The sequence below is a fragment of the Paractinoplanes rishiriensis genome, assembly GCF_016862375.1.
In the GTDB taxonomy this organism is placed as follows: domain Bacteria; phylum Actinomycetota; class Actinomycetes; order Mycobacteriales; family Micromonosporaceae; genus Actinoplanes; species Actinoplanes rishiriensis.
The window spans coordinates 110,364-132,704 of the sequence record NZ_BOMV01000006.1 but is presented as its reverse complement, the minus strand read 5'-3'; the positions used below and the strand labels follow the sequence as shown (position 1 = coordinate 132,704).

Annotated in this window: 22 protein-coding genes; 14 read left to right on the top strand and 8 right to left on the bottom strand. The window is 72.1% G+C overall.

The features are described 5' to 3' along the window. Positions 1-75 precede the first annotated feature (75 nt). Together Ari01nite_RS03795 and Ari01nite_RS03790 are read left to right on the top strand one after the other, a co-directional pair. A complete protein-coding gene (locus Ari01nite_RS03795) occupies positions 76-690 on the top strand; it encodes a dihydrofolate reductase family protein (RefSeq protein ID WP_203779355.1) in 615 nt (204 codons plus the stop codon). A gap of 251 nt (positions 691-941) precedes the next feature. Further along, positions 942-1,607 (top strand): uridine kinase family protein, encoded by a 666-nt coding sequence (locus Ari01nite_RS03790; RefSeq protein ID WP_203779353.1) that lies wholly within the window; start codon positions 942-944, stop codon positions 1,605-1,607. Here the strand turns inward: Ari01nite_RS03790 and Ari01nite_RS03785 are convergent. Beyond that, entirely contained in the window at positions 1,587-2,570 is a 984-nt protein-coding gene (locus tag Ari01nite_RS03785) for an ABC transporter substrate-binding protein (protein WP_203779351.1), read from the bottom strand. The two genes, Ari01nite_RS03790 and Ari01nite_RS03785, sit on opposite strands and share 21 nt — an antisense overlap. Positions 2,571-2,775: 205 nt before the next feature. Between Ari01nite_RS03785 and Ari01nite_RS03780 the strand changes: the two genes are divergently transcribed. The 5 genes from Ari01nite_RS03780 (at position 2,776) to Ari01nite_RS03760 (ending at position 6,428) form a co-directional block, all read left to right on the top strand. After that, entirely contained in the window at positions 2,776-3,153 is a 378-nt protein-coding gene (locus Ari01nite_RS03780; protein WP_203779349.1) for a hypothetical protein, read from the top strand. A gap of 86 nt (positions 3,154-3,239) precedes the next feature. Further along, on the top strand, positions 3,240-3,770 hold the full coding sequence (locus Ari01nite_RS03775; protein WP_239162454.1) for a DUF1269 domain-containing protein: 531 nt from the start codon (positions 3,240-3,242) through the stop codon (positions 3,768-3,770). 62 nt (positions 3,771-3,832) lie between these two features. Next, entirely contained in the window at positions 3,833-4,165 is a 333-nt protein-coding gene (locus Ari01nite_RS03770; RefSeq protein WP_203779347.1) for a hypothetical protein, read from the top strand. Continuing rightward, entirely contained in the window at positions 4,165-5,313 is a 1,149-nt protein-coding gene (locus tag Ari01nite_RS03765) for a hypothetical protein (protein WP_203779345.1), read from the top strand. Before Ari01nite_RS03770 ends, Ari01nite_RS03765 begins: the two co-directional genes overlap by 1 nt. A gap of 20 nt (positions 5,314-5,333) precedes the next feature. Beyond that, entirely contained in the window at positions 5,334-6,428 is a 1,095-nt protein-coding gene (locus Ari01nite_RS03760; protein WP_203779343.1) for a S8 family serine peptidase, read from the top strand. Between the two features lie 230 nt (positions 6,429-6,658). On the opposite strand, the gene Ari01nite_RS03755 is transcribed toward Ari01nite_RS03760, so the two are convergent. Further along, positions 6,659-7,267, bottom strand: a complete 609-nt coding sequence (locus Ari01nite_RS03755; RefSeq protein WP_203779341.1) for a TetR/AcrR family transcriptional regulator — start codon at positions 7,265-7,267, stop codon at positions 6,659-6,661. A 55-nt stretch (positions 7,268-7,322) separates the two neighbouring features. Here Ari01nite_RS03755 and Ari01nite_RS03750 point away from each other — a divergent pair, with 55 nt between their 5' ends. Together Ari01nite_RS03750 and Ari01nite_RS03745 are read left to right on the top strand one after the other, a co-directional pair. Beyond that, a complete protein-coding gene (locus Ari01nite_RS03750; protein WP_203779339.1) occupies positions 7,323-8,465 on the top strand; it encodes an oxygenase MpaB family protein in 1,143 nt (380 codons plus the stop codon). 27 nt (positions 8,466-8,492) lie between these two features. Then, the gene (locus Ari01nite_RS03745) at positions 8,493-8,981 is read left to right on the top strand and encodes an SRPBCC family protein (RefSeq protein WP_203779338.1); all 489 of its coding nucleotides are present in this window, start codon (positions 8,493-8,495) and stop codon (positions 8,979-8,981) included. Here the strand turns inward: Ari01nite_RS03745 and Ari01nite_RS03740 are convergent. Then, a complete protein-coding gene (locus tag Ari01nite_RS03740) occupies positions 8,969-9,793 on the bottom strand; it encodes a DUF4142 domain-containing protein (RefSeq protein ID WP_203779336.1) in 825 nt (274 codons plus the stop codon). The two genes, Ari01nite_RS03745 and Ari01nite_RS03740, sit on opposite strands and share 13 nt — an antisense overlap. Positions 9,794-10,022: 229 nt before the next feature. Here Ari01nite_RS03740 and Ari01nite_RS03735 point away from each other — a divergent pair, with 229 nt between their 5' ends. Together Ari01nite_RS03735 and Ari01nite_RS03730 are read left to right on the top strand one after the other, a co-directional pair. Next, positions 10,023-10,640 carry a transcriptional regulator gene (locus Ari01nite_RS03735; RefSeq protein ID WP_203779334.1) on the top strand — a complete coding sequence of 206 codons (618 nt, stop codon included), beginning with the start codon at positions 10,023-10,025 and terminating at the stop codon, positions 10,638-10,640. Further along, positions 10,637-12,052 carry a PEP/pyruvate-binding domain-containing protein gene (locus Ari01nite_RS03730; protein WP_203779332.1) on the top strand — a complete coding sequence of 472 codons (1,416 nt, stop codon included), beginning with the start codon at positions 10,637-10,639 and terminating at the stop codon, positions 12,050-12,052. The genes Ari01nite_RS03735 and Ari01nite_RS03730 overlap by 4 nt, the downstream gene beginning before the upstream one ends. Here Ari01nite_RS03730 and Ari01nite_RS03725 read toward each other — a convergent pair. Next, positions 12,037-13,809 carry a hypothetical protein gene (locus tag Ari01nite_RS03725; RefSeq protein ID WP_203779323.1) on the bottom strand — a complete coding sequence of 591 codons (1,773 nt, stop codon included), beginning with the start codon at positions 13,807-13,809 and terminating at the stop codon, positions 12,037-12,039. The two genes, Ari01nite_RS03730 and Ari01nite_RS03725, sit on opposite strands and share 16 nt — an antisense overlap. Positions 13,810-14,005: 196 nt before the next feature. Here Ari01nite_RS03725 and Ari01nite_RS03720 point away from each other — a divergent pair, with 196 nt between their 5' ends. Further along, complete coding sequence (locus Ari01nite_RS03720; protein WP_203779321.1) at positions 14,006-15,160, top strand: phosphotransferase enzyme family protein; 1,155 nt, start codon at positions 14,006-14,008, stop codon at positions 15,158-15,160. Between the two features lie 128 nt (positions 15,161-15,288). Here Ari01nite_RS03720 and Ari01nite_RS03715 read toward each other — a convergent pair whose 3' ends face one another. Then, positions 15,289-15,975, bottom strand: a complete 687-nt coding sequence (locus Ari01nite_RS03715; protein ID WP_203779314.1) for a hypothetical protein — start codon at positions 15,973-15,975, stop codon at positions 15,289-15,291. Between the two features lie 185 nt (positions 15,976-16,160). On the opposite strand from Ari01nite_RS03715, the gene Ari01nite_RS03710 reads away from it, so the two are divergent. Continuing rightward, positions 16,161-17,315 carry a sensor histidine kinase gene (locus Ari01nite_RS03710; RefSeq protein WP_203779312.1) on the top strand — a complete coding sequence of 385 codons (1,155 nt, stop codon included), beginning with the start codon at positions 16,161-16,163 and terminating at the stop codon, positions 17,313-17,315. Beyond that, entirely contained in the window at positions 17,312-17,968 is a 657-nt protein-coding gene (locus Ari01nite_RS03705) for a response regulator (RefSeq protein WP_203779311.1), read from the top strand. The genes Ari01nite_RS03710 and Ari01nite_RS03705 overlap by 4 nt, the downstream gene beginning before the upstream one ends. On the opposite strand, the gene Ari01nite_RS03700 is transcribed toward Ari01nite_RS03705, so the two are convergent. From Ari01nite_RS03700 to Ari01nite_RS03690, 3 genes are read right to left on the bottom strand one after another with little or no spacing between them, the layout of a single operon-like run. Continuing rightward, positions 17,932-19,920 (bottom strand): sensor histidine kinase, encoded by a 1,989-nt coding sequence (locus tag Ari01nite_RS03700; RefSeq protein ID WP_203779308.1) that lies wholly within the window; start codon positions 19,918-19,920, stop codon positions 17,932-17,934. The genes Ari01nite_RS03705 and Ari01nite_RS03700 overlap by 37 nt on opposite strands. A 39-nt stretch (positions 19,921-19,959) precedes the next feature. Further along, positions 19,960-21,150, bottom strand: a complete 1,191-nt coding sequence (locus tag Ari01nite_RS03695; RefSeq protein ID WP_239162453.1) for a vWA domain-containing protein — start codon at positions 21,148-21,150, stop codon at positions 19,960-19,962. After that, positions 21,150-22,322: an AAA family ATPase gene (locus Ari01nite_RS03690; protein WP_203779306.1), complete on the bottom strand. Its 1,173-nt coding sequence runs from the start codon at positions 22,320-22,322 to the stop codon at positions 21,150-21,152. The genes Ari01nite_RS03695 and Ari01nite_RS03690 overlap by 1 nt, the downstream gene beginning before the upstream one ends. Positions 22,323-22,341: the final 19 nt, after the last annotated feature.

The window sequence follows — 22,341 nt, the reverse complement described above, 5'->3', positions numbered from 1 at the left end:
CGCCCTCCCCGATGAGTTTGGCAGGCTGGGCCGGTCGGTACCGGTGACAGTCGCCTACCCGAAGGGAACGCCGCCATGGCCAAGCTCATCTCCACCCTCTTCATCGCCGCCGACGGGGTGGCCGAGATCGACCCCGACTGGCACTTCCCGTACTTCGACGAGAACATGGGCCGCTGCGTGGCCGAGGACTACGACACCGCCGATGTGCTGCTCATCGGCCGGGAGACCTACGACAGCTTCGCGGGTGCCTGGCCGGACCGGGAGGCGGCGGGCGGCGAGGACGCGCCGTTCGCCAAGCAGCTGGGCGACACCCGCAAGGTGGTCGTCTCCCGGCAGGCGCTGGAGTTCACCTGGCGCAACTCCGAGGTGATCGACGGCGACCTGGTCGAGGCCGTGACGGCGCTCAAGGCCGACGCCGCCGTCCGCGGCATCGTCGTCCCCGGCTCGATCGCGGTGGTACAGCAGCTGCTGGCCGCCGGGCTGGTCGACGAGCTTCGGCTGTACGTGCATCCGGTGGCGGCCCGCAGGGGCAAGCGTCTCTTCGATGACGGCGACACCGCGTACCACCTCACGGTGACCGCGACCGAAACCTTCCCGACCGGCGTGATCCGGGTGATCTACGCCCGCGCCGAGGCGCCCGCCCCGGTCAGCTACGACGAGATCAAAGGACAGGGCCCGGAGGCGAAGTAGCCACCGGCGTCAGGCGAACGCCTTGAACGTCCGCCAGTCCACCGACAGCCGTCGGCGACAAGATCGGTGCGATCGTTTCCCCAACTCGGATTGATGCCGCATTGCCTCCAGCGCTGGTCGCAGGCCTTCCGCACGTTTCCCGAGAAGGAGTCGCGGGCACTGCCCCACCAGCGCCACGTCGTGCCCCCAGGCCGTTCAGGAGTCGCAATGCAAGCTGCTCATCCCGCTCGACCGGCCACCGGCGCCCGCGCATGAACCCCGGACCCGGCGAACCGGAAGCAGGCCCCTGGCGGTCAGAGTCGCTAGCCCACTTCGCCGACTCCCTGACCGGGCCGCGGCTGAACCGCCCACGCCTCATCGCCATCGACGGCCGCGGCGGCAGCGGCAAGACCGCCCTTGCCGGGCGCCTCTGCCGCTTGCTCCAGCCGGCCGCCGTCGTGCACTCCGACGACGTTGCCTGGAACCATTCCAGATTCGGCTGGCACGACCTGATGATCGGCGGGGTGCTGGAGCCGCTGCGGGCCGGCCGCGGCGTGCATTACCAGCCGCCGGCCTGGCAGCGGGAGGGGCGCGACGGCCACATCGACATTGCCGCCGGCGCCTCGGCCGTGGTCGTCGAGGGTGTCGGCGTGTCCCGCCGGGAGCTGGCGCCGCTGTTCGACGTCCTGATCTGGGTGCAGAGCGACTACGACGAGGCCCGCGAGCGGGGCATCCGCCGGGACAAGGCCGAGCTGGGCCGGGACGACGAGGAGGCGCTGCGCGAGTGGTGGGCGTGGGAGGCCGAGGAGGTGCCGTTCCTGCGGGCCGACCGGCCCTGGGACCGGGCGCACGTAATCGTCGGTACCGCCTCGACGCTGCCGCACGACCCGGACACCGAGGTGATGGTCGTTCGCCGGTCAGTAGACCCGGTCGGGTAGCGCCTCCTGCGCCATCCCCTGGTCGAACACGATCTTTTTGGAGAGCACCCGCTTGGAGACCGAGGCGCCGAGGTAGATGTCGACCACGACGTCCATGAGCTGGCGCCCGATCAGCGGGCTGCACTCGACGATGTAGTTGAGCTGGCCCGCCGCGAGCGCCGTCATCCCGGCCTTGGTGGCGTCCACCGTGACGATCCGGACGTCGGTGCCCGGCTTGATGCCCTCCTCCTCGAGCACCTCGGCCGCGCCCAGGCCCATGTCGTCGTTCTGGGCGAAGACCGCGTCGATGTCGGAGCGGCGGTCGAGCAGCTTGCGCATCGCCTTCGCGCCGCTGGCCTTGGTCCAGTCGCCCGGTTCCTTGTCCACCAGGCGCATCCGGGGCTTGCGGTTGAGCGCCTCGAGGAAGCCCTCGGCGCGCTGCTTGGTCGGCGCGGCGCCGGCCGCGCCCTGTATCTCGACGACGTTCACCTGCGTACCCCGGTCGGCGTAGTCCTGGGACAGGTAGAGCGCGGCCAGGTTGCCCTCGGCGATGAAGTCGGCGCCGATCGAACTGGTGAAGAGCGAGGTGTCGGGCGAGTCGATGAGGCGGTCGGTCAGCACGACCGGGATGCCGGCCGCCTTGGCCCGGTGCAGGACCGCGTCCCAGCCCTTCTCGATGATGGGCGAGAACGCGATGACGTCCACCCGTTCGTCGATGAAGGACTGTATGTGGCTGATCTGGTTCTCCTGCTTGCCCTGGGCGTCGGTGAAGCGCAGCTGGACGTTCGCCAGCGGCGCCGCCTCCTTGATCGACTTCGTGTTGGCCAGTCGCCAGCCGCCCTCGGCGCCGACCTGGGAGAAACCGAGCACGATCTTCTTGTTGATCGGCTTCGTGAATGCGGATTCCGGCTCGGCCGAACGGCACCCGGCGGCCGTCGAAATGAGCGCGGCCGTACTTAATTCCAAGAATCTACGTCGATGCATGAAATGTCCGCTTAATGTAAGAAATGACAACGGAACACCGGCGTCGGCCCCAGACGGCGCTGGTCATTGGGACTGTGAACGATAACAACGGCGTACTGGCAAGGCAATGAATAGTCCAGATATTCAGATATTTATAATTCTCGATATGGGCGAACTGGCCGGTCCGGGACAACGGCGATCCATCATCGTCGCTATCCTCACGGCCATGCAGATTACGGGGGTAATTGCTACCGCGCTGGCCGTGCTCCTCGCGGCCGGTGCACCGGCGCAGGCCGCACCCGCGGCCAGCACGCCGGCACAGGCCGCACCCCCGGCCGGCACCACATTGGTCAGCGTCGGCTCGGACGGCACGCCAGGCGACAGCGGCTCCGGCCCGGCGAGCATCTCGCGCGACGGCCGCTACATCGCCTTCGCGTCCGGCTCCACCAACCTGGTCCCCGGCGACACCAACCGCGACCGCGACCGGGCCGAACCGTCGGGCAACGGCAGCCGGGTGCTGTTCCTGTCCGCCGCCACCGACCTGGCCACGGGCGCCCCGCCCGGCTACCAGAACCTCTACCTGCGCTGCGTGCGCAGCTGCTGACCATCTCCCCGGGATGAGGCGCCGACGCCCCATCGAGGCCATCGTCGACCTGGCTGGTATCTCGAGACAGGCAGAGAGGCAAGACGATGGCGGTCGACACGTTCATGGTCTACGTCGGCGTCTACCCGTCGGTGGTGGCCGCGCGGGTGGACTACGAGCTCGTGCATGACCTGCACACCAAGGCGGATCTGATCGACGCGTACGACGCGGCTGTCATCGAGCGGGAAGCCGACGGCAAGGTCCGGATCGTGAAGCAGCACGAGACGCCCACCCGGGCCGGTGGCGTGCTGGGTGGTGGCGTCGGGCTGGCCACCGGCGTGGTGGTGGCGCTGTTCCCGTTCGCCGCAATCGGCGGGGGTCTGCTGGCCGCCTCGACCGCCGGTGGCGCCCTGCTCGGGGCGCTGGCCGGGCACGCCGCCGCCGGGATGAGCCGCCGCGATCTGCACGAACTCGGCGAGCACCTGGACGCCGGGCAGGCCGGGCTGGTGGTGGTCGCGGTGTCCGACATGGGCGCCAAGGTGGAAAAGGCGATGAGCAGCGCCGCCAAGGTGGAAGCAAGGCAGCTCAAGGCGGACAGCGCCCGGATCGAACAGGATGTCCGAACTGCCGAGGCGTGACGATCTCGAACGGTTTGCCGGTTGCCATCGTGTGACTATCAGGATGGCACCGGGAGGTAACCGTGTCGGACGGAATGCGGATCGACACCGAGCGGGTCGGCGACGTCGGGCGCGGCCTGCGCATCGAGGCGAACACCGGGTTCGCGGACGCCGCTGACCGCGGCAAAATCCTGCATGGGCACGGCGTGGAGTTCGGCGCGCGGCTCGGTTCCAGCAGCGTCGTGGTCGAGGCGCAGCAGCGGTACGCGTCGGCGCTGGCCAACACCGAGGCGAACCTGCGCGCGTACCACCTTGCCGCCGGCGCCCTGGCCACCGCCGCCGAGGAGATCGCCCGCCTCTTCGCCACCGCCGACGCGGACGCCGCCGAAGACCTGATCGCCCGGACGGTGCTCTGATGGCCACCGACTGGCACCGCTACAACCTGCCGGCGATCTGGCAGATGGTGCAACCCGAGAACGTCTGCACCGCCGCCGACCGCGTGCTGGCCTGGGAGGCGCTGGCCACCGCCGTCCGCGAACAGCACCGCCGACTGCTCCGGGCCGGCGAGGCCCTGGCCGACGTCTGGCCCCCCGAACACAACAAGTCCGCCCTGAAATTCCTGAACCGCATAGACGACCTGGCAGCATCCATGCTGGAAACCTTGACCTGCGCCGAAGACACCAGAACAGGCCTGCGCGGCGTAACCGAAACCTTGGCCGAGGCCCAATCCACCATCCGAGACCTGGCCACCGGCCGGGCCGCCGTAAGCACCGACTGGGTCCCCCGCTTCATAGACCACGCCGAAGACGATTACGACAAACAAGCCCAACAAACAATGCAAGCCGCAGAAGCCACCATCGCCGAACACACCCAAAACCTCAAAACCCCACCGCTGTACGCGCCGCGCGTCAACCAGAGCGACGGCAAAACGATCTTCGACAACGGCGAGGGGGAACTCGGTTCCGTGACGCCCTTGCCGGTGGTGGTGCCGAACGATCCGGTGCTCCGCGAACCGGGTGATGGCCCGGCCCGTGAGGGCGCAACCCCGCCGGCTCCCGACCCGTCACTGGGCGTCGGTCCCGGGCTCAGCGGGGTCACCGCACCGCCGGCGCCGCCGCCCGGCGCGGTTTCTGGGCCGGGCGCCGGGCCGGGCGTGCTGCCCGGGCTGTCGACCGGCCCTGGCGTCGGCAGCGGCGTGCTGCCGAGCGCGCCTACCGGGGTCATCCCGGGCTTCGGCGGCTTCGCCGCCCCGCCGGTGCGGCCGGGAGCGTCGGCCGTGCGGCCCGGTGCTCCACCGGACCCTCGAGCCATATCGGCCCGCCGACCATTGCCGCCGGGCGCTGTCATCGGCGAGGGTTTGCTCGGCGGCGCCCGTGGCGGCTCCGCCGCCCCGGTCCCGCTCGGTATGGCGGGCACCCGCCGTGCGGGCAACGCCGCCGCGGCGACCGGCGGCGTCGCCGACGAACAATGGGAGGCCCTCGCAGGTGTGGTGCCGGTGATAGTCCCGAATTCCAGAAGCGTGCGGCACGACCCGGGTCCTGGCGTCATCGGCATCGACCGATGAGGGTGCGTGGCGTAACGGGTTTGGTCGCCGTTCTGGCCCTGGTGACAACGACGCCGGCATCGGCGTTCGCCGACCCGGCCCGCGACCGGCAATGGCATCTGGCAGCCCTTGACGTCGCCGTTGTCCACAAGATCACCCGCGGTGCCGGAGTGAGCGTCGCATTGATCGACACTGGCGTCGACGCCGCACACCGCGATCTTGCTGGAGCTGTGCTGGCCGGATACAACACCCGGGACAGCCGGTGGAACGACAAGACCGGGCGCCGGGACGTCAACGGCCATGGCACCAATATGGCGGGCATCATCGCTGGTCGTGGACATGGCTCCGGGGACGGCGTCCTCGGCATCGCTCCCGCTGCCAAGATCCTGCCGATCACTGCCCCGGTCGACGGCTTCAGTTCATCGTCGTTCCTGGCCGAGGCCGTCGATTTTGCTATCGCCAGAAAGGCCGGAGTCATCAACATGTCCTTCGGCGGCGCGGGCGACGAGACGATGCACGACACGATCCGCAAGGCGCAGGCAGCCGACATCGTGCTGGTCGCCTCGGCCGGCAACCGCGGCGACCCGGGCATTTACCCTGGTCAATACCCGGAGGTATTGACTGTCGGTGCCTACCGCAAAGATGGCAAGATCGCCAAGTTCTCGGTCACTGGGCCGCAGGTTGATCTAGCTGCCCCCGGGGCTGACATCGTGACCACCAGCATCGGGGCCACCGGCTATGACCTCACCGACGGCACCAGTGAGGCCGCTGCCATGGTCAGCGGGGCCGCTGCCCTCGTCCGGGCCGAACATCCCGACCTCAGCGCCGCCGAAGTCGTCCATCGGCTCACCGCCACCGCGGACGATGCTGGGCCTCGGGGGCGCGATGACGCGTACGGGCATGGGCGGTTGAATCTTTTGAAAGCGCTCACCGCCGACGTGGTCCCGCCCTCGGCGGCGCCGCCGCCTGCTGGCGCCGCCGAGGTGCCGCCGGACGTCGCCGACGGCAGTGACCTGCCGGCGGCGGCCAATCCGATGATCCTGGTCGGTGCGGGCGGCGCGCTCCTGATCGTGGTGGTCATCCTGTTGCTTCTGGTCCGCGGTCGGGCCCGTCGCGCAGGGTCAGCGGACGTCTGAAGCAGCTTCCTGGGTCGAGGTCCGCGCGATCCGGTTCGGGCTGAGAAGTGGATGATCTTTCCGCAATCCGGGACCGAGCAGCGGTGCAAGGTTCGCATGTTGCCTCTTCCGCCCGCCGATCGGCGGATCTTGTTGATTCGCTGTTGTGCCGGCACGCGAAGTCCACATGATCGGCGGTGGCGAGGCGGGCCGCGTTGGGCGATCGCCCCGGGCGGGTGCGGCAGCAACCGTCAGGCACGGGCCAGCGGGTCTGGCAGTAGGCCCAGCACCAGCAGGTCGGCGGTCAGGTCGATGAGGCGGTCCTCGGTGATGCCGGGTGGTGGTTCCAGGGTTATCCGCAGGCAGGCGTTCAGCGTCACGCCCATCGCCAGGTGGATGCGGGCGCCGGCCTCGGCGGGCTCCAGGTGTGGCGCGTGCACCGCCACGAAGATGCGGGTCACCTGGGCCAGTTGGCGTTCCACCTCGGGGAGGATGTTGCCGTGCGCGCCCAGCGGTGCCTCGCTGATCATCGCGGTGGTGACGGCGCGGTGCCGTTTCAGTGCCGCTACCAGCACCGCCAGCACGTGCCGCACGCCGTCGCGGGCGGGCATGGCCACGGCCGCGGTCAGGGCGTCGGTCAGGTCGGTCAGCACGTCGGCCGAGCTGCGCGTCCGCAGTTCCTCGATCAGGTCGTTCTTGTCGGCGAAGTACCGGTACAGCGAGCCGACGCTCACCCCGGCCCGCTCGGCCACCCGGTTGGTGCTGAGTCCGGCGTACCCGCGCTCGTCCAGAACCTGAGTGGTTGCGGCTAGGAGGCGGTCGATCATCTCGCGCGAGCGCCGCTGATGCGGGGGTTTCATCAGGACGCCGAACGCGAGTAGAAGTCGAGCATTTACTCACCTTATCGTCGAGGGCATGACGATCGTCGTGCCCAGCCGGTTCGGTGCCGACCGGGACTGGGGTGCGAAGGCGGCCCGCGGGTTGCGGCTCACCGCCGGTCCGGGTGCCGAGCCGTCCGGCGACGAGTTGACCGCCCTGCGCGCGGGCCTGAACCGCCGGGACGAGGTGGCCGCCGCGTTGGTTCGCGCCATGCCCGTCCGTGACCTGCACCGGGCCCTCGCCGCCGGGCCGGGCGCCGACGCCCCGGAGCCGGTGCGCGCGTTCTTCGCGGCCGTGTCGGAGCGGCCCGCCTGGGTGGACGACGACCTGCTGGCGCGGGGTGCGCAGGCGTGCCGGGAGTTCGGGATGGACGCCGGTCTGGTGCTGGCCTACGGTTCGCTGCTCGGCGGCTACCGCACGGCCGCCGCCCTCGAACCGCTGGTGCGCACCGGCCGGCTGACCGGTGGCGAGACGCTGCGCCGGATCCAGGAGACGTCGCTGTGGTGGCGTGCGGTGACCGCGCCGGGAGGTCTGGCGCCGGGTGGTGCGGGCGTGCGGCAGACTTTGCACGTACGCGTCATGCATGCCCTGGTGAACGCGCGGCTGGAGGCCGATCCCAGCTGGGACTGGCAGCTGCGCGGCGTGCCCATCAACCAGTACGACCAGGCCAGCACGCTGGGCGTGTTCAGCACCAGCTTTCTGCTCCACCTGCGCCTTTTAGGGGTACGCGTCTCCCGCGCGGACGGCCGGGCCGTGATGCACCTGTGGTCGTACGTGGGCTGGTTGATGGGTGTCGACGAGGAGTGGCTGCCGCACACCGAGCGCCGTGGCCGGCGGCTGCTCTACCACTTCCTGTCGCACGACCCGCCGCCCGACGGCAACAGCGTGGCGCTGGCCCGGGCCCTGCTGGCGATGACCGACGACTGGGCACAGGGCCGGCGCCGGATCTGGGAACGCGAGAAGGCGCTGTCGGTGAGCGCCTGGCTGCTGGGCCGCGGCGCACTGCGCGACCTGGGACTGCCGTACCGCCCACCGTGGTACGGCCTGGCCCGGGTGGCCGCCAACCTGGTGATGAGCCACGGCGCCGGCCGGCTGCCGGGCGGGCGGGAGCGGTTGCTGGCCCGCTCGGAACGCCAGGCGACGGCGCAGTTCGACCGCTGGGGGATCGAGCTGCCCTGATCGAGCTGCCCTGAGAGAATTAGGGGTATGTACTCGACCACGGTTACGCAGCACGTCAACGCTCCGCGTTCGGACGTCTACCGGGCGCTGATCGATCCGGACGCGATCGCGCGCTGGCGGGTGCCGGAGGGCATGACCAGCTTCGTGCACGAGTTCGAGGCGCGCGAGGGTGGTTCGTTCCGGGTCTCGCTCACGTACGACTCACCGGACGGCGCGGGGAAAAGTGCGGCGCAAACCGACACGTACCACGGACGGTTTTTGAAGCTTGTCCCGGACGAGCAGGTGGTGGAGGTGTTCGAGTTCGAGACCGGCGATCCGGCACTGCGCGGTCAGATGACGATGACCACCTCGCTCACCGCCTCCGACGGCGGCACCGAGGTGGTCATCCTGCACGAGGGCATCCCGGACGTGATTCCGGCGGCCGACAACGAGACCGGCACCCGGATGGCGCTGGCGAACCTCGCCCGGCTCGTGGAGGACGGTGAGCCGGGCGAGATCCGCCCTCACATGCTGTAGCGCCGGTTCCGGTTGCTGGGCCGGTAGCCGCCGCGCCGGCGGTTGTTGTTGCCGGCGAAGCGCTTGGTGGCGAAGATGCCGGCGGCCAGTCCGCCGATCAGCGCGGCCACGATCAGCGGCGTCGACGAGGTGCCGGACGACTGGCTGACCGGGGTCGCGGACAGCGCCCGGTCGCGCGCCGGCGCCGTGGTGGCGTTCGGCGGGGGAGCGGTGGGCAGCCCGTTGTAGTCCACGATGCCGCTGCTCTCCAGCAACGTCAGGTGCGTCATCACGAACTGGTTGGCCTCCTGGGCCAGCTTGCGCACCGTGTCGTTGCGGGTGCTGGTCCGGATTGTCGCGATGGCCGGGAAGATCTTGCCGTGCGCCGCGCGCAGCCGGTCGATGTAGATCTGGTCGAACTCGGCGCCCTCCGCGGCCTCCATCTCGTCGAGCCAGCCCTGCTGGTCCGCGTTGGGCTTGTTCGGAAGGCTCACCTTCAATTTCTTGGCCGCGGTACGCGTCAGCTCGTCGAGCGCCACGTGCTGGCCGGCGATGGTGCGGCCGATCCGCTTGATCCGGTCGTCCTCGGACCGGTCCTGCGCCATGTCACCCGCGGGAATCTCCCACAGTCCGGCGAGCCGGACCTTGACCACGAAATCCTTGTCCGCCGCCGAGAGCGCCCCGTTGTTCTCGTCGGTGAGGAGGTTGAAGGGCGGGTCCGGTACGACCGGTTCGGCGCGGGCGATCTGCGGGTCGAGCAGGACAAGAGCGATGGAGGCAACCGCCGGCCCCCACAGGCGGCGCCACAGGAATCTGGTCCCCAGCGCGGGCATGCGAAACCTCCTAGACCTCGGGGTCAGCCGCCACCCCGTCGGTGGGCGGGGCAGCCGGCACCATCGACACGTGCTGGCACCAGGAAATACGCATGATCGATCGGATCGGATGAGCCGAACACCAACTCGGTTGAAAAAACTAGGGTCAAAGGTCCCTTGGTAGGGTTGGAGCCGAGCGTCAACCGGAGATTGACGCTCGGGCCGGTCCGCTGCGGGAGATGGGTGTGCGATGACGGAGACCACCACCGACCTGGTTGTTCTGCATACGCTGCGGTGCATCGGGTTCGCCGGGCTGCCCCGGGTGGCCGACGTCAGCGCGCTCAGCGAGTCCGACGCCGAGTCCGAACTGATCGACCTCGCGGTGGCCGGGCTGGTCACCCGCACCCGGGGGCCGGGCGACCTCGCCACCTGGGGGCTCACCGAGGCGGGCAAGGCCGAGGACGAACGCCGGATCACCCGCGAACTCGACGAGGCCGGCGCCCGGGGCGCGGTGACCCGGTCGTTCGAGGAGTTCCTGCGGTTGAACCCCGAACTGCTCGACATCTGCTCGGCCTGGCAGATGCGCAGCGTGGACGGCGTGCCGACGATCAACGACCACACCGACCCGGCCTACGACGCGCGCATCCTGGAGCGGTTCGTCGACCTCGACCGGCGGGCCGCGGGGGTCTGCGCCGATCTGACGGCGGCGCTGCCGCGGTTCGGGCGGTACCGGGTGCGCCTCGCCGAAGCGCTCGACCGGGCCCGTGGCGGCGCGCTCGAGCACCTCACCGACACCACCACCTCGTACCACAACGTGTGGTTCCAGTTGCATGAGGATCTGCTGGCCACACTCGGCATCCCGCGATGATCCATCCCCTGTCCCCGGGGCTGGGTCTGGGCGCTGACCTGCTGGGTGGCAAGGGGCACGGCCTCGTGGTGCTGCTCCGGCTCGGTCTGCCGGTGCCGGCCGGGTTCGTGGTCGACACCCGGGTCTGTCGTCACTTCCTGCGGGTGGGGGCGCTTCCGCCGGGATGTGACGTCGCGCTTGCTTCGGCCGTACGGGATCTCGAAGCGACCACCGGGCGGCGCCTCGGCGGCCCCGGACACCCACTCGTCGTCGCGGTGCGGTCCGGCGCCGAAATCTCGATGCCGGGCATGATGAGCACCGTCCTCAACCTGGGTCTGACCACCGAGGCCGGTGACGAGGCGTTCGTGCGGGACAGCCGCGAGCGGTTCGTGGCCGGCTTCACCGCGGCGGGCGCCCGGGAGATTCCGGACGACCCGATGGCACAGTTGCGCGCCGCGGTCGAGGCCGTGTTCGCGTCCTGGCACACGCCGCGCGCCACCACCTACCGCGAGCTGCACGGCATCCCGCACGACCGGGGCACCGCGGTGGTCGTGCAGGCCATGGTGTTCGGCAACCGGGACGGGCGCAGCGGCACCGGCGTCGCCTACAGCCGCGACCCCAGCACCGGTGCCAGGGAGCCGTTCGGCGACGTGCTGTTCGGCCGGCAGGGCGAGGACGTGGTGGCCGGCCGGTCGGTCACCCGGCCGCTGGCCGAGCTCGCCGACCGCGAGCCGGCCGTGTGGCGCGACCTGGTCGCCGGGCTCGACCGGCTGGAAGGGCACTTCCGGGACGTGTGCCAGGTGGAGTTCACGTTCGAGTCGGGCCGGTTGTGGTTCCTCCAGGTGCGCCCCGGCGGGCTGATCGGCCGGGCCGCGGTACGGGTGGCCGTCGACCTCGCCGACGAGCAGCTCATCGACCGACGCACCGCGGTGGCCCGGATCTCCCCGGCCCACCTGCGCGCCGCCCGCGTGCCACGAATCCGCACCACCGCCCCGCTCGACGTCGTCAGCCGTGGCCGCGGCGCGAGTCCGGGCGTGGCGGCCGGCCGCATCGCGGTGACCGCCGACATGGCCGCACAGATGGCCGGCACCGGCCCGGTCATCCTGGTGCGCCCGTTCACCTCGCCGCTGGACATGCACGGCCTGGCCGCCGCCACCGGCGTCGTCACCGTCCGCGGCGGCCCGGCCAGCCATGCCGCCGTGGTGGCCCGCTCGATGGGCAAGCCCGCCGTGGTGGAGGCGGCCGGCCTCACCGTCGACGCGGCCGGCGGCTGCGTCCGCGCGGGCGACCTGGTGCTGCCGGCCGGCACCCTGATCACCATCGACGGCACCGGCGGCGAGGTGGTCCTGGGCGACCCGGGCACCGCCGCCGGCGAGGCCGACACCCACCTCGAGCGGCTGCTCGCCTGGTCGGCGGATCAGTCCAGCGTGTAGAGGATGTCGGCGCCCACGTCGCGCCGGGTGACCCCGGGCGTCGCCGGGGCGTTCAGGACCAGCTCGTACGGTGTCCCGACGACGTACTCCCGCACCACCACGACGGTGCGCACGCCGATCTCGCGCAGCTTCTGCTGACTCTGCGGGCTGGGGAACGTCTTCATCAGCTCGCGGATGCCGTGGTGCTCGGGGGTGGTGATGCCGGCCGCGCCGTTCACCATGGTCGGGAAGCCGGCCGTGGACCACAGCGCGATGTTCAGGTCGATGCCCTCGTCGGACGGCAGCACCATGAGCGGGGCGTGCGCCTCGGCCATGACGGCGGGGGCGATCCGCACCGGCACGTGGTCGAGTTTCGGCATGCCCTCGAACAGCAGCACGGCCAGCAGCGGCACGGTCACCACCTGCGCGGCGGTCCGGGCGTACCCCTCCCGGGTCATTGCGGCGGCCCGGCGGCACAGCTGGGTGAGCAGACCGGCGGCCAGGACGCCGAGCAGCAGCGTGGGCCACAGAATCAGCCGGCCGGGCGTGCGGGTGCCGTCGAAACCGGGCAGGTACAGGTAGACCAGTTTGTACAGCGGGCCGTTGGTGCCGATCGCGAGCAGCACGCCGAGGACGATGCCGGCGGCCAGGAGGACCCGCTGGCGGATCGTCCAGATCGAGATGACGAGTCCGGCGGCGGCCAGCGCGTACAGGAGGAACCCGCAGAGCAGGACTTTTTCGTTGGGGGCGTTGCCCATCGCCTGGCGGGCCGGCTCGTGCCAGTCGCCCCACGGCAGCGACGGGCGCGGCGCGGTGAGCAGGCCCTTCCAGGTCGGCGAGAACAGCGCCACGTAGTCCCAGCTGCGTTCGATCTGCGGGTGCAGGTCACGCACGGACTGGTAGATCTGGGCCAGATAGCCGGTGACGCCGAGGAAGACCAGCAGCCCGCCGGCGTCGGCCAGCAGCACCCGGCGGCCCAGCGACGGCCGGCCCCGGAGCAGCCATCCGCCCGCGGCCACCAGGCAGACACCGGCGAGCACATACGCGAACGGCAGCCCGATCCCGAAGCCGAGGCTGATCTGCCAGGCCGCCGTCAGCCAGCCGGCCGCGACCCAGCCGGGCCGGGTGCGCTCCGGCCGGTAGCCGTCGGTGAACGACCAGCCGTGCCCGCGGGCCAGCATGGCGAGGGCCAGGGCGATCCCGCCGCTGGACAAGATGTTGAGGTGCCCGTCGTGGCCGTACCGCCAGGGCGCGTAGGCGAACGCCGCACCGGCCGCGGCCGCGCCGATCCAGTTGCCGCCGAGCTGGCGCACCAGCGCGTAACCGCCCAGGAAGGCGAGCGCGAAGGCCAGCACGAAGACGACGTTGTAGCGCAGCACCGCGGCGTCCGGCCCGCCGCCGACGAACCCGAACGGCGCGTAGCCGAGCAGGCTGTCGGTGTAGGCCAGCCCGTACGGTTCCGGATGGAACAGGTTGGTGTTCCACAGCCGGCCGATGTCGTGCAGCAGAGCGTGCCCCGTCCACGCGATCTGCCAGGACTGCCCGGTCGGGTCGCCGCCGTCGCCGATGATGGTGCGCACCGGGCTGGCCGGGTCGAGCGGCGCGGTGCCGGCCGACATGAGCCAGCGCACGTACGGCGGCGCCAGCCAGATCATCGACACGGCGAGCAGCACGGACATGATGACCGCCTGCGTCCACTCGTGCGCGGTGAAGGTGCGCAGGCGCCTCCGGCGACCGGCCACGGGTGGCGCGACCGGCGCGGTCTCGGTGAGTAACACACGCCCCCCAGCGGTGTCAGCGAAGCTAACATCTTGACACGGACGTGGCGGTCCCGGTTAGCCTCAGGGCGCGCGTTGGGTACGCGCCGAGACTCGCCGGAAGGCTTGAAGCCACCCCAACCTGATTTCAGGCTGGGCGACGGTTGCCGGCGCTCTGTCCGCCCGTGCGAGTCCGGGCGATGAGCGAGGTGCTCCGATGAAGACGCTGCCCGACAACCCCAATCTCGACCACCTGCGCCGTCAGGCCAAGGATCTGCTGACCGGCCTGCGCGGCATCCGCCCCGAGGCGTCACTCGCCGACGCGCAGACTTCGCTGGCCGAGCAGTACGGCTTCCGCACCTGGACCGACCTGAAGGCCGAGGTGGACCGCACCCGCGGCCGCTTCGACGTCGCGGACCCGGCCCTGGCCCAGCAGATCGCCGACCGGTTCGGACTGGGCACAGTGGCCGGTGCGATGCGGTCGCTGTCCCGCCCCGACGAGGTGGGCCGCCGCTGGCAGCTGGAGACCGACCGCGGCCGGTGGCTGGCCCGCACGGTAGACGACGTCTTTCCGCCTACCGACGGTGCGGAGAACGCGAGGTTTCAGGAGGCTGCGGCGGGTGCCGGTGTCACCCTGCCGATGCCGGTACGCAGCACCGCCGACAACGTGATCGAGGAGCTCGGCGGCCACCAGTGGCGGCTGTACGCGTCGGTGAAGTCCGGCCCGCCGCTGGTCGCCCCGGTCAGCCCCGCCGTCACGTACGCGGTCGGCGGGATTTTGGCCGCCCTGCACCGGTTGCGGTTCCCGGCCGACCGGATCTGCCCGTGGAGCTCGATGCGGCTGGCCACCCGGGGCTGGGCGGAGCTGGCCGACCTGGCCACCGCCAAGGAGGTGCCGTGGGCACCGGCGCTGACCGATGCGCTGCCCGCTCTGACGTCCCTCACCGAGGTGGGCGACGGCACGCCCGAGCAGCCGGTGCTCTGCCACAACAACCTCAGCCCCGGCAACGTCCGGGTAGGCGCCGGCGGCCGCCTGGTGGTCACCGGCTGGGAGCACGCGGCGGGCCTGCCGCCCAGCTGGGAGCTGGCGTTCGCACTGGTCAACTGGTCGGTGCACGCCGGCGGCGAGGTGCACACCGAGGCCGCCCGGGCCCTCGTGGCCGGCTACGGCAAGGCGCCGGAACTGACCCTGGCCTCGTTCCGGGGCACCGCGATCGGCCTGGAGAATTACGTGTCCGGCCAGATCGAGGTGGCGCTGCACGCCAGCGAGCCCGAGGAGGTCCGCTTCGCCGACCGCAACGTGCGGCACCTGCTCGGCCACCTGACGACGCGGGAGACGTTCGATCGGGTGCTGGCCGCGGTCCGCGGGTAGCCAGCTTTCGCATGGAGGCCTGCCCGACGGGCGGGGCGGCGGTTCTGAAGACCGCCGCCGCAAGACTCCCGGCCGAAGGGTCAACGCAACGACCGTGGTGTCCGGCGGGACACCACGGTCGTTGGTGATCAGACGGCCAGGGCCGGCGCATCGGCCGCTCGCTCGGCCTCGGTCACCCCGGCGGTCGTGCGGCTCAGCAGCCGCACCCCGATCAGCACCAGCGGCGCGCAGCACAGCGCACCCACCAGGCTCCCGAGCACGCCGCCCGCGAAGCTGCCCACGATCGGGCCGGCGACCATCGGGAGCAGCGCCACCGGCACCGCCCACCAGCCGATCACCCCGTTGCGGGCCAGGCCGGCCATCAGCACCGCCGGCATCGCGATGCCCAGGATGACGCCGGTGCGGAGCCAGACGATCATCGACGGGTCGCCCATCACCCGGTCGGCGATGGTGACGGCCTGGTCGAGCGGGATCGCCGCGGGCATCGCGGCGTTCATCCAGTCGGCGAACAGCACGCCGGACATCTGAACGGCGCCGAAGGCGGTGGCCGCCACGCCGATCGCCGTCAGGGTCCGGCCGCGGGGGCCGCGCAGCAGAGTGAGCACCGCGGGAACCGCCAGGGCGATCGCGACCCAGTAGTAGTGGAAGAGGTTCGCCGACAGGATCGACAGGTCCCAGTCCTTGGCGAGCGAGGCGAGGTACCCGGCGGTGGAGTCGTCGTCCTGCGGCGGCGACGTCAGCATCGCCCCGAAGAGCAGCAGCGGAGTGGTGAGCAGAGCGCCTCCGGCGAGGCGGCGAAGCAGCGGTGTGGTCATGCCGAGAAAGCTATTTCCGCAGGCCCTCGGTCCGGATCGCCGTGCCGGGCCGATCCTGGTGCGACCGTGGGGCGGGGTCGCGGACGGCGGGGTCGTCCCCGGGTAGGACGACCCGTCCTCCCCGGAGATGATCCGCGGCGGCCGGACCGTCACTACCGTCGGGAGCCTAGGAAGGAGGTGCGCACGTGCGCGGACCGCGTACCCGCCGCCACTGGCTGCTGGCCGGCCTGATCACCGGCCTGCTCTGGGCCGTCGTGGCGGTGGCCGAGACCAACGGCAGCAAGGTTCCGGACGGCCCGGGGGCCGGTGAGCTCGTCGCGGCGCTGGTGCTGTTCGGGTGCTTCCCGCTGGCGGCTGTCTTGCCGATCACCGCCATGGTGCTCTCGGTGCTCGTGGTCCCGTACATCGCCATCCTGGATCTGCCCGGAGTCGGCGGCGCGCAGCTGATCGCCCAGCTGATGCTGGTGGCGCATGCCGCCTTCCGCGCTCCGGCGCGGCGCACCGGGCCGGCCGCCGTGCTCGCCTGGCTGCTGCCGGCCACCGTTCTCTTCCTGACCGGCGAGACCTCCTGGGAGTTCGTCTTCTTCGGGGTGCTGGTGGCGTTCGGCTGGAGCGTGGGCGCGCTGCTGCGGCGCGAGCAGATCCGGTCGCACCAGTTCGCCGAGCTGGCCGCCGAGCTGGCCCGCGAGCGGGAGGCCCGGGCGCGTGCCGCGGTCGACGAGGAGCGGGCCCGCATCTCACGCGAGCTGCACGACGCGGTGGCGCACACGGTCAGCGTGATGACCATGCAGGCCGGCGTGCTGCGGCGCCGGCTGTCCGACCGGCCGGTGGAACGCGACGCGCTCGCCCAGGTCGAGGAGCTGGGCCGGCGCAGCGTCGAGGAGATCCGCCGGGTGGTGGGCCTGCTGCGGCCGGACGACGCGGACGGGCTCGGCCCGCCGCCGTCGTTGCGGCGGCTGGACGACCTGCTGGGGCATGTACGCGGCGCCGGTCTCGAGGTCGAGCTGACCGTCACCGGCGAGCCGGCCGAGCTGCCGGCGGCGCTGGACCTGTCGGCCTACCGGGTGGTCCAGGAGGCGCTCACGAACGTTCTGCGGCACGCCGCGGCGACCCGGGCCACGGTCGAGGTCGCGTACCGGAGAACCGAGGTGCAGTTGACGGTGACCGACGACGGGCGCGGGACCGGCGAACCGACTGGACGCACCGGCGGCCACGGCCTGGTCGGCATGCGCGAGCGCGTCGGCCTGTTCGGCGGCCACCTGCAGACGGGCCCGCGGGACCAGGGCGGCTATCGGGTGGACGCGACGTTTCCGCTGGCCAAGGCCGGGGCCGCCCGATGATCCGGGTGGTGCTCGCCGACGACGAGGCGATCATGCGGGCCGGGCTGCGCATGCTGCTGTCCGACGAACCCGACATGGAGGTGGTGGGCGAGGCGGCCGACGGCGCCGAAGCGGTCCGGCTGGTTGAGCGCCTGCGGCCCGACGTGGTGCTGATGGACGCCCGGATGCCCGGGCTCGACGGCATCGGCGCGGCACGGCAAATAGGTCAAAACCATCCAGAGGTACGCGTCCTGGTGCTCACCACGTTCGACGAGGACGTGCTGGTCGACGGCGCGCTGCGGGCCGGGGTGGCCGGTTTCCTGCTCAAGGTGTCCCCGCCCGAGCAACTGCTGGACGCCCTCCGCGAGGTGGCGGCCGGCCGCGGGCTGCTCGACCCGGCCGTCGTTCCCCGGATCATCACGAGGTACGCGGACGCACCCCGGGAACGCCCCCGCGACCCGGCCCTCGACCAGTTGACGCCGCGCGAGGCCGAGGTCCTGGCCCTGGTCGGCCGCGGCCTGTCGAACACCGAGATCGCGGCCCGCCTGCACCTCGGCGAGACCACGGTCAAGACGCACCTGGGCCGGGCGCTGGACAAGCTGGATCTGCGGGACAGAGCAAAGGCGATCGCGTACGCCTACAGCAGCGGCCTGATAGCGCCGGGCGACACCTGATCCCGCTCGGCGACGGGCGGCGCGACCCGGCCGAGGCCGTCGAGCAGAGCCCGCATGGCGGCCAGCGACTGCCGGGCCGCCACGACCACGGCGCCGAGGTCGCCCCGCTCGGCCGCCGCCGGCACCTCGGCCGCATGCCGCAGGACGTCGCCGCGCAGTCCGGCCGCAAGCCGGTCGCGTTCGTCGCGGGTGAGCTCGGCGGCCCGGGCCAGCGCCACCTCGACCGCGCCCTCCTCGCGGGCGTGCCGCCGGATGCGGCGCCGCCCCGCCGCGTAACCCGGCAACCAGCAGAGGAACATCGGCACGAACAGCACGCAGGCGGCCAGCAGGCCGACGAATCCGCCCGCCATCACCCAGGCCGGCCCGTCCCCGGCGGCCGGCATGTCGCCCGGGACGTTCGGGTCGTGCAGCGCGAGGGTGACGAGGCCGAGTCCCCACACCACCGCCGCGGCTGCCGCACCGAGCCAGGTCAGCGCCGGCGGACCGGCCCACGAGCCCAGGGCGTACAGCGCCAGCAGGTCGGCCACGACGGCGGTGGCGAACATCCAGCCGAACTCGCCCGGCACCACGCCGGTCAGGATCAGCGCGGGCCCGAGCCAGGCGGTGAGGAGCACCGCGGTGAAGACCGTCCAGGGATGAGCCCGCCGCCACCACAGCGGCCCGGCGTGCGCGATCTGGGCCGCGAGGATCGTCGCCGCCGTCGCCGGCCCGAGACCGTCGTCGACCGCGGCAACGCCGGTCTGCAGCATCGGAAACACCAGCGCGAACAGCACCGGGCCGAGCCTCAGGAGTGCCGGGGTGGCGCGCCTTCGCACCGGCTGGCTCGGCTCACCGGCCGGCGAGGGGAAAACGGCGTGCACCCGCCAGCCGCCCTCGGGCCTGGGCCCGGCCACCAACCGCCCGCCGAGTGCGTGGGCGCGTTCGCGCATCCCGGTCAATCCGCGGCCGCCGCCCAGGCCGCGCGCCGCCGCCCGCGCATCGCCGCCGTCGTCCTCGACGGTCAGCCGGGCCTCGTCGCCGGCATACTCCAGGGCCAGCCGTACCCGGCCGCCCGGTGCGTACCGCAGCGTGTTGGTCAGGGCTTCCCGGGCGATGCCGTACGCCGCCGAGGCGACCGCGGGCGGCAGCTCGCCGGCCGGCACGTCGGTGTGCACCTGCTGGCCCAACTGGCGGAACTCCTCGGCAAGGACGTCCAGATCCGGCGCCGCCTCCAGCGGCAGGACGTCGACCAGCCGGTGCAGCGAGTCGAGTGTTTCGCGTCCGGTGCGCACCGCGAAGTCGAGCGCCTCGGCGCGCAACTCGGGCCGCTCGCCGGCGAGCATCCCGGCGGCCGACGCGTTGAGGACGATCGACGTGAGGTGGTGCGCGGTGAGATCGTGGAGCTCGCGGGCCAGCCGTCGCCGCTCCACCCCGGCCGCCTCGCGACCGGCTTGCCGAGCCTCGGCCAGACGCTCCGCGGCCGCCGTCCGCTCCCGGACCCACCGCCCGCGGCGGCGCCCGGCGACAGCGATCAGCCCGTAGCAGCCGGCCAGCATGACGAGTACCGCCGCCCATGCCGGGTCGACGCCGTCCTGCATCGCCATGACCACGGCGATCACCGTCAGGACTCCGCCGAGCACCAGCGCGGTCGTGCGCCAGGCACAGCGGGCCGCCACGCTGAACACCGCGACGAAATGCGGGACCACGCCGGACAGCATCGCGTCACCGGGCGCGAAGGTTCCCAGTTCGTCCCACGCGTCCGGAAACGGCAGCGCGGCCAGCACGGTCAACGCCACCAGGACGAGTACCGGCCGGTGCCGCCGCCAGCACAACGCCGCTGCCCCCGCGACGACCGTGACGCCCCACACCGCGGCGGCAGCCGGTGGTATCTCGGTGCCGCGCAGCAGCCCCGCGCCCGGCCACCACGCCAGCTGTGCCACCGCGATCAACGCCGGTACCAACCATCGGCCCATGGCTGGAGCCTTCCACCAAAACCCCAGCCAGGAGGCCGTTTACCGGCCCGAGCCGACGGTCACCACGCGGGCCCACGACGGCCGTTCCACCCACTCGCCGCGGCGCGGGAACAAACCCACCACGGTCCGGCACGGCGGCCGGCTCGGCCACGGCGTCTGGCCGTCGGTCAGCACCACCACGACATCCGGTCGCGGGCTCTCGGACAGCACCCGGGCGAAGCCCGCCCGCATGTCCGTTCCGCCGCCGCCGACCAGCGGGATGCCCCAGGTCCGGCAGATCGGCCCGGCGACGTCCGCGGCCGCGTCGCAGGAGAGCACGCTGACCTGACCGCTGCCGCCGCCGGCCGCGCGGCCGATCGCGGTGACCTCGAGCAGCGCGGTGCCCAGTTCGGCGTCGCTCACCGAGCCGGAGGTGTCGATGATGACCGCGACCCGGGGCGGGCGGCGGCGCAGCGCGGGCAGCACGACCCCGGGCAGCGCGGCCGAGCGGCGGGCCGGCCGGCCGTACGTGTAGTCGTCGCCGGAACCGGAGCCCGCGGCCGCCGCCCGTACCGCGGCACCGAGCAGTTCGCGCCACGGCTGGGGCGGGTGGAAGGCCTCCTCGGCCCAGCGCCGCCAGCCGTCCGGGACGTCGCCCGGCTGGCCGTTGATGCCCTGCGCCACCCGGAACCGGACCGCGTCCCGTTCCCGCGCGGTGAGCCCGTGCGCGCCGTCCGGGCCCAGGTCCCACTCCCGGCCGGCGCCGTCCGCGCCGCTGCCGCAGTCCAGCCAGGCCAGGCCGTGCAACGGACACAGGCTGAACTGGTCCAGGTACTCCTCCATGAGCCGGCCGGCGGGCATGTTCAGCAGACCCGGGTGGGCGGCGTCGGGCGGCCGGCGCAGGCTCTCGTCGTACACGTCGTCGTTGATTTCGAAGTCGGCGGCGATGTTCATCCGCAGGCTTTCGCCGGGCCCGGTGCGCCCGTGTTGTGCTGCGTAGCGTGCGCTGCGGCCGTGGTGGTCGCGCAGCAGGTGGGACACCTCGTGCACGAGGACTGCGGCCAGCACCGGAATGCTCCGGGCGGCGACGAACGCGGGCGAGACGTAACAGCGCCAGTGCTTGTCCACGGCCATCGTCGGCACCCGCGAGGACTCCACCGGCTGCAGCGCGAACAGCGCCGTGGCCAGATACGGGCGGACCCGGGTGGCGTGCAGCCGGGCCGCGTACAACTTCTCGAAATCCATCGTCATCAGGCGGCCGCCCGGCGGGACAGGGTGACGGCGCCGGCCAGCCGCTCGATCTCGGCCGGGATGGCCCAGTCGTCCTGCCGCAGCTTCGCCAGCGTGGTGGCCGGCACCACCACGAGATCCGGGGCGCCGGTCGTCATCGCGTGCACCAGCAACGTCCAGGCCGCCTCCCAGCGCTGCCGCCCCGGACGCTGCCGGACCGCCGCCACCACCCCGTCGAGCACGGCCTGGCGCAGGTCACCGCGTTCCGGCAGCACCGCGCCGGCCGGGTCGGCGAGCAGGTCCTCCGGGTCCGGCAGGTCCATCCGGTCCAGTCCGGCCAGCAGTTCCAGCCCCGGACCGTCGCCCACCACGCCGCGCACCAGCATGGACAGAACCTCCCGCGAGGTGCCGGCCGCGGTGGCGAACGCGACCAGCCGCACGGCCATCTCCCAGGTCCGCGGCGACGGCCAGGCCCCGCCGCGGCGCGCCTCGTTCGGCGGCATCTGGTGCACCAGCGCCGGCCGGGTCCGCAGCAAACGGCAAACCCCGGTGCGGGCGTACGCGACCGCGTCCGGCAACCGCCCCGCGTCCAACTCGGGCAGCGTCGCGCGCGGCCACGTCCCGCCGAGCCCGCGAACCACCACCTCGTGGTCGTACGTCCACTGCAGATGCACGAACCGGTTGGCCAGCGGCGCACTGAGCTCCCACCCGTCCGCCGCCGACGCCCGCGGGTTGGCCGCCGCCACGATCCGCACCCCCGGCGGCAGCCGAAGCTCACCGACCCGCCGTTCCAGCACGAGCCGCAGCAGCGCGGCCTGCACCGCCGGCGGAGCGGTGGACAGTTCATCCAGGAACAGCAGCCCGTGCCCGGCCCGGCACAGCCGCACGGCCCAGTCGGGCGGCGCCATCGGCACCCCCTGAACCGCCGGATCGGCCCCCAGCACCGGCAGACCGGAGAAGTCGGTCGGCTCATGCACGCTGGCGATCACCGTGGTCAGCGGCAGCCCGAGCGTCCCCGCGAGGTGGGTGAGCGCCGCGGTCTTCCCGATGCCCGGCTCACCCCAGAGCAGCACGGGCAGGTCCGCCGCAACCGCCAGCGTCAACGCCTCGAGTTGCTCGTCCACCCGCGGCTCGGTGGTGGTTTCGGAAAGCAGACGCAGCAGGTCGCCCGCAACAGCAAGATTATTAGTCATAAAGGCATCACCAAAAAGA

Excerpts from the sequence above, each read along its gene's own strand:
- Ari01nite_RS03715 (WP_203779314.1), bottom strand. The coding sequence starts at position 15,975 with ATGACCACACCGCTGCTTCGCCGCCTCGCCGGAGGCGCTCTGCTCACC.
- Ari01nite_RS03720 (WP_203779321.1), top strand. The coding sequence starts at position 14,006 with ATGAAGACGCTGCCCGACAACCCCAATCTCGACCACCTGCGCCGTCAG.
- Ari01nite_RS03705 (WP_203779311.1), top strand. The coding sequence starts at position 17,312 with ATGATCCGGGTGGTGCTCGCCGACGACGAGGCGATCATGCGGGCCGGG.
- Ari01nite_RS03765 (WP_203779345.1), top strand. The coding sequence starts at position 4,165 with ATGGCCACCGACTGGCACCGCTACAACCTGCCGGCGATCTGGCAGATG.
- Ari01nite_RS03740 (WP_203779336.1), bottom strand. The coding sequence starts at position 9,793 with ATGCCCGCGCTGGGGACCAGATTCCTGTGGCGCCGCCTGTGGGGGCCG.
- Ari01nite_RS03795 (WP_203779355.1), top strand. The coding sequence starts at position 76 with ATGGCCAAGCTCATCTCCACCCTCTTCATCGCCGCCGACGGGGTGGCC.
- Ari01nite_RS03775 (WP_239162454.1), top strand. The coding sequence starts at position 3,240 with ATGGCGGTCGACACGTTCATGGTCTACGTCGGCGTCTACCCGTCGGTG.
- Ari01nite_RS03700 (WP_203779308.1), bottom strand. The coding sequence starts at position 19,920 with ATGGGCCGATGGTTGGTACCGGCGTTGATCGCGGTGGCACAGCTGGCG.
- Ari01nite_RS03735 (WP_203779334.1), top strand. The coding sequence starts at position 10,023 with ATGACGGAGACCACCACCGACCTGGTTGTTCTGCATACGCTGCGGTGC.
- Ari01nite_RS03695 (WP_239162453.1), bottom strand. The coding sequence starts at position 21,150 with ATGACGATGGATTTCGAGAAGTTGTACGCGGCCCGGCTGCACGCCACC.
- Ari01nite_RS03785 (WP_203779351.1), bottom strand. The coding sequence starts at position 2,570 with ATGCATCGACGTAGATTCTTGGAATTAAGTACGGCCGCGCTCATTTCG.
- Ari01nite_RS03690 (WP_203779306.1), bottom strand. The coding sequence starts at position 22,322 with ATGACTAATAATCTTGCTGTTGCGGGCGACCTGCTGCGTCTGCTTTCC.
- Ari01nite_RS03755 (WP_203779341.1), bottom strand. The coding sequence starts at position 7,267 with ATGAAACCCCCGCATCAGCGGCGCTCGCGCGAGATGATCGACCGCCTC.
- Ari01nite_RS03730 (WP_203779332.1), top strand. The coding sequence starts at position 10,637 with ATGATCCATCCCCTGTCCCCGGGGCTGGGTCTGGGCGCTGACCTGCTG.
- Ari01nite_RS03750 (WP_203779339.1), top strand. The coding sequence starts at position 7,323 with ATGACGATCGTCGTGCCCAGCCGGTTCGGTGCCGACCGGGACTGGGGT.
- Ari01nite_RS03780 (WP_203779349.1), top strand. The coding sequence starts at position 2,776 with ATGCAGATTACGGGGGTAATTGCTACCGCGCTGGCCGTGCTCCTCGCG.
- Ari01nite_RS03745 (WP_203779338.1), top strand. The coding sequence starts at position 8,493 with ATGTACTCGACCACGGTTACGCAGCACGTCAACGCTCCGCGTTCGGAC.
- Ari01nite_RS03790 (WP_203779353.1), top strand. The coding sequence starts at position 942 with ATGAACCCCGGACCCGGCGAACCGGAAGCAGGCCCCTGGCGGTCAGAG.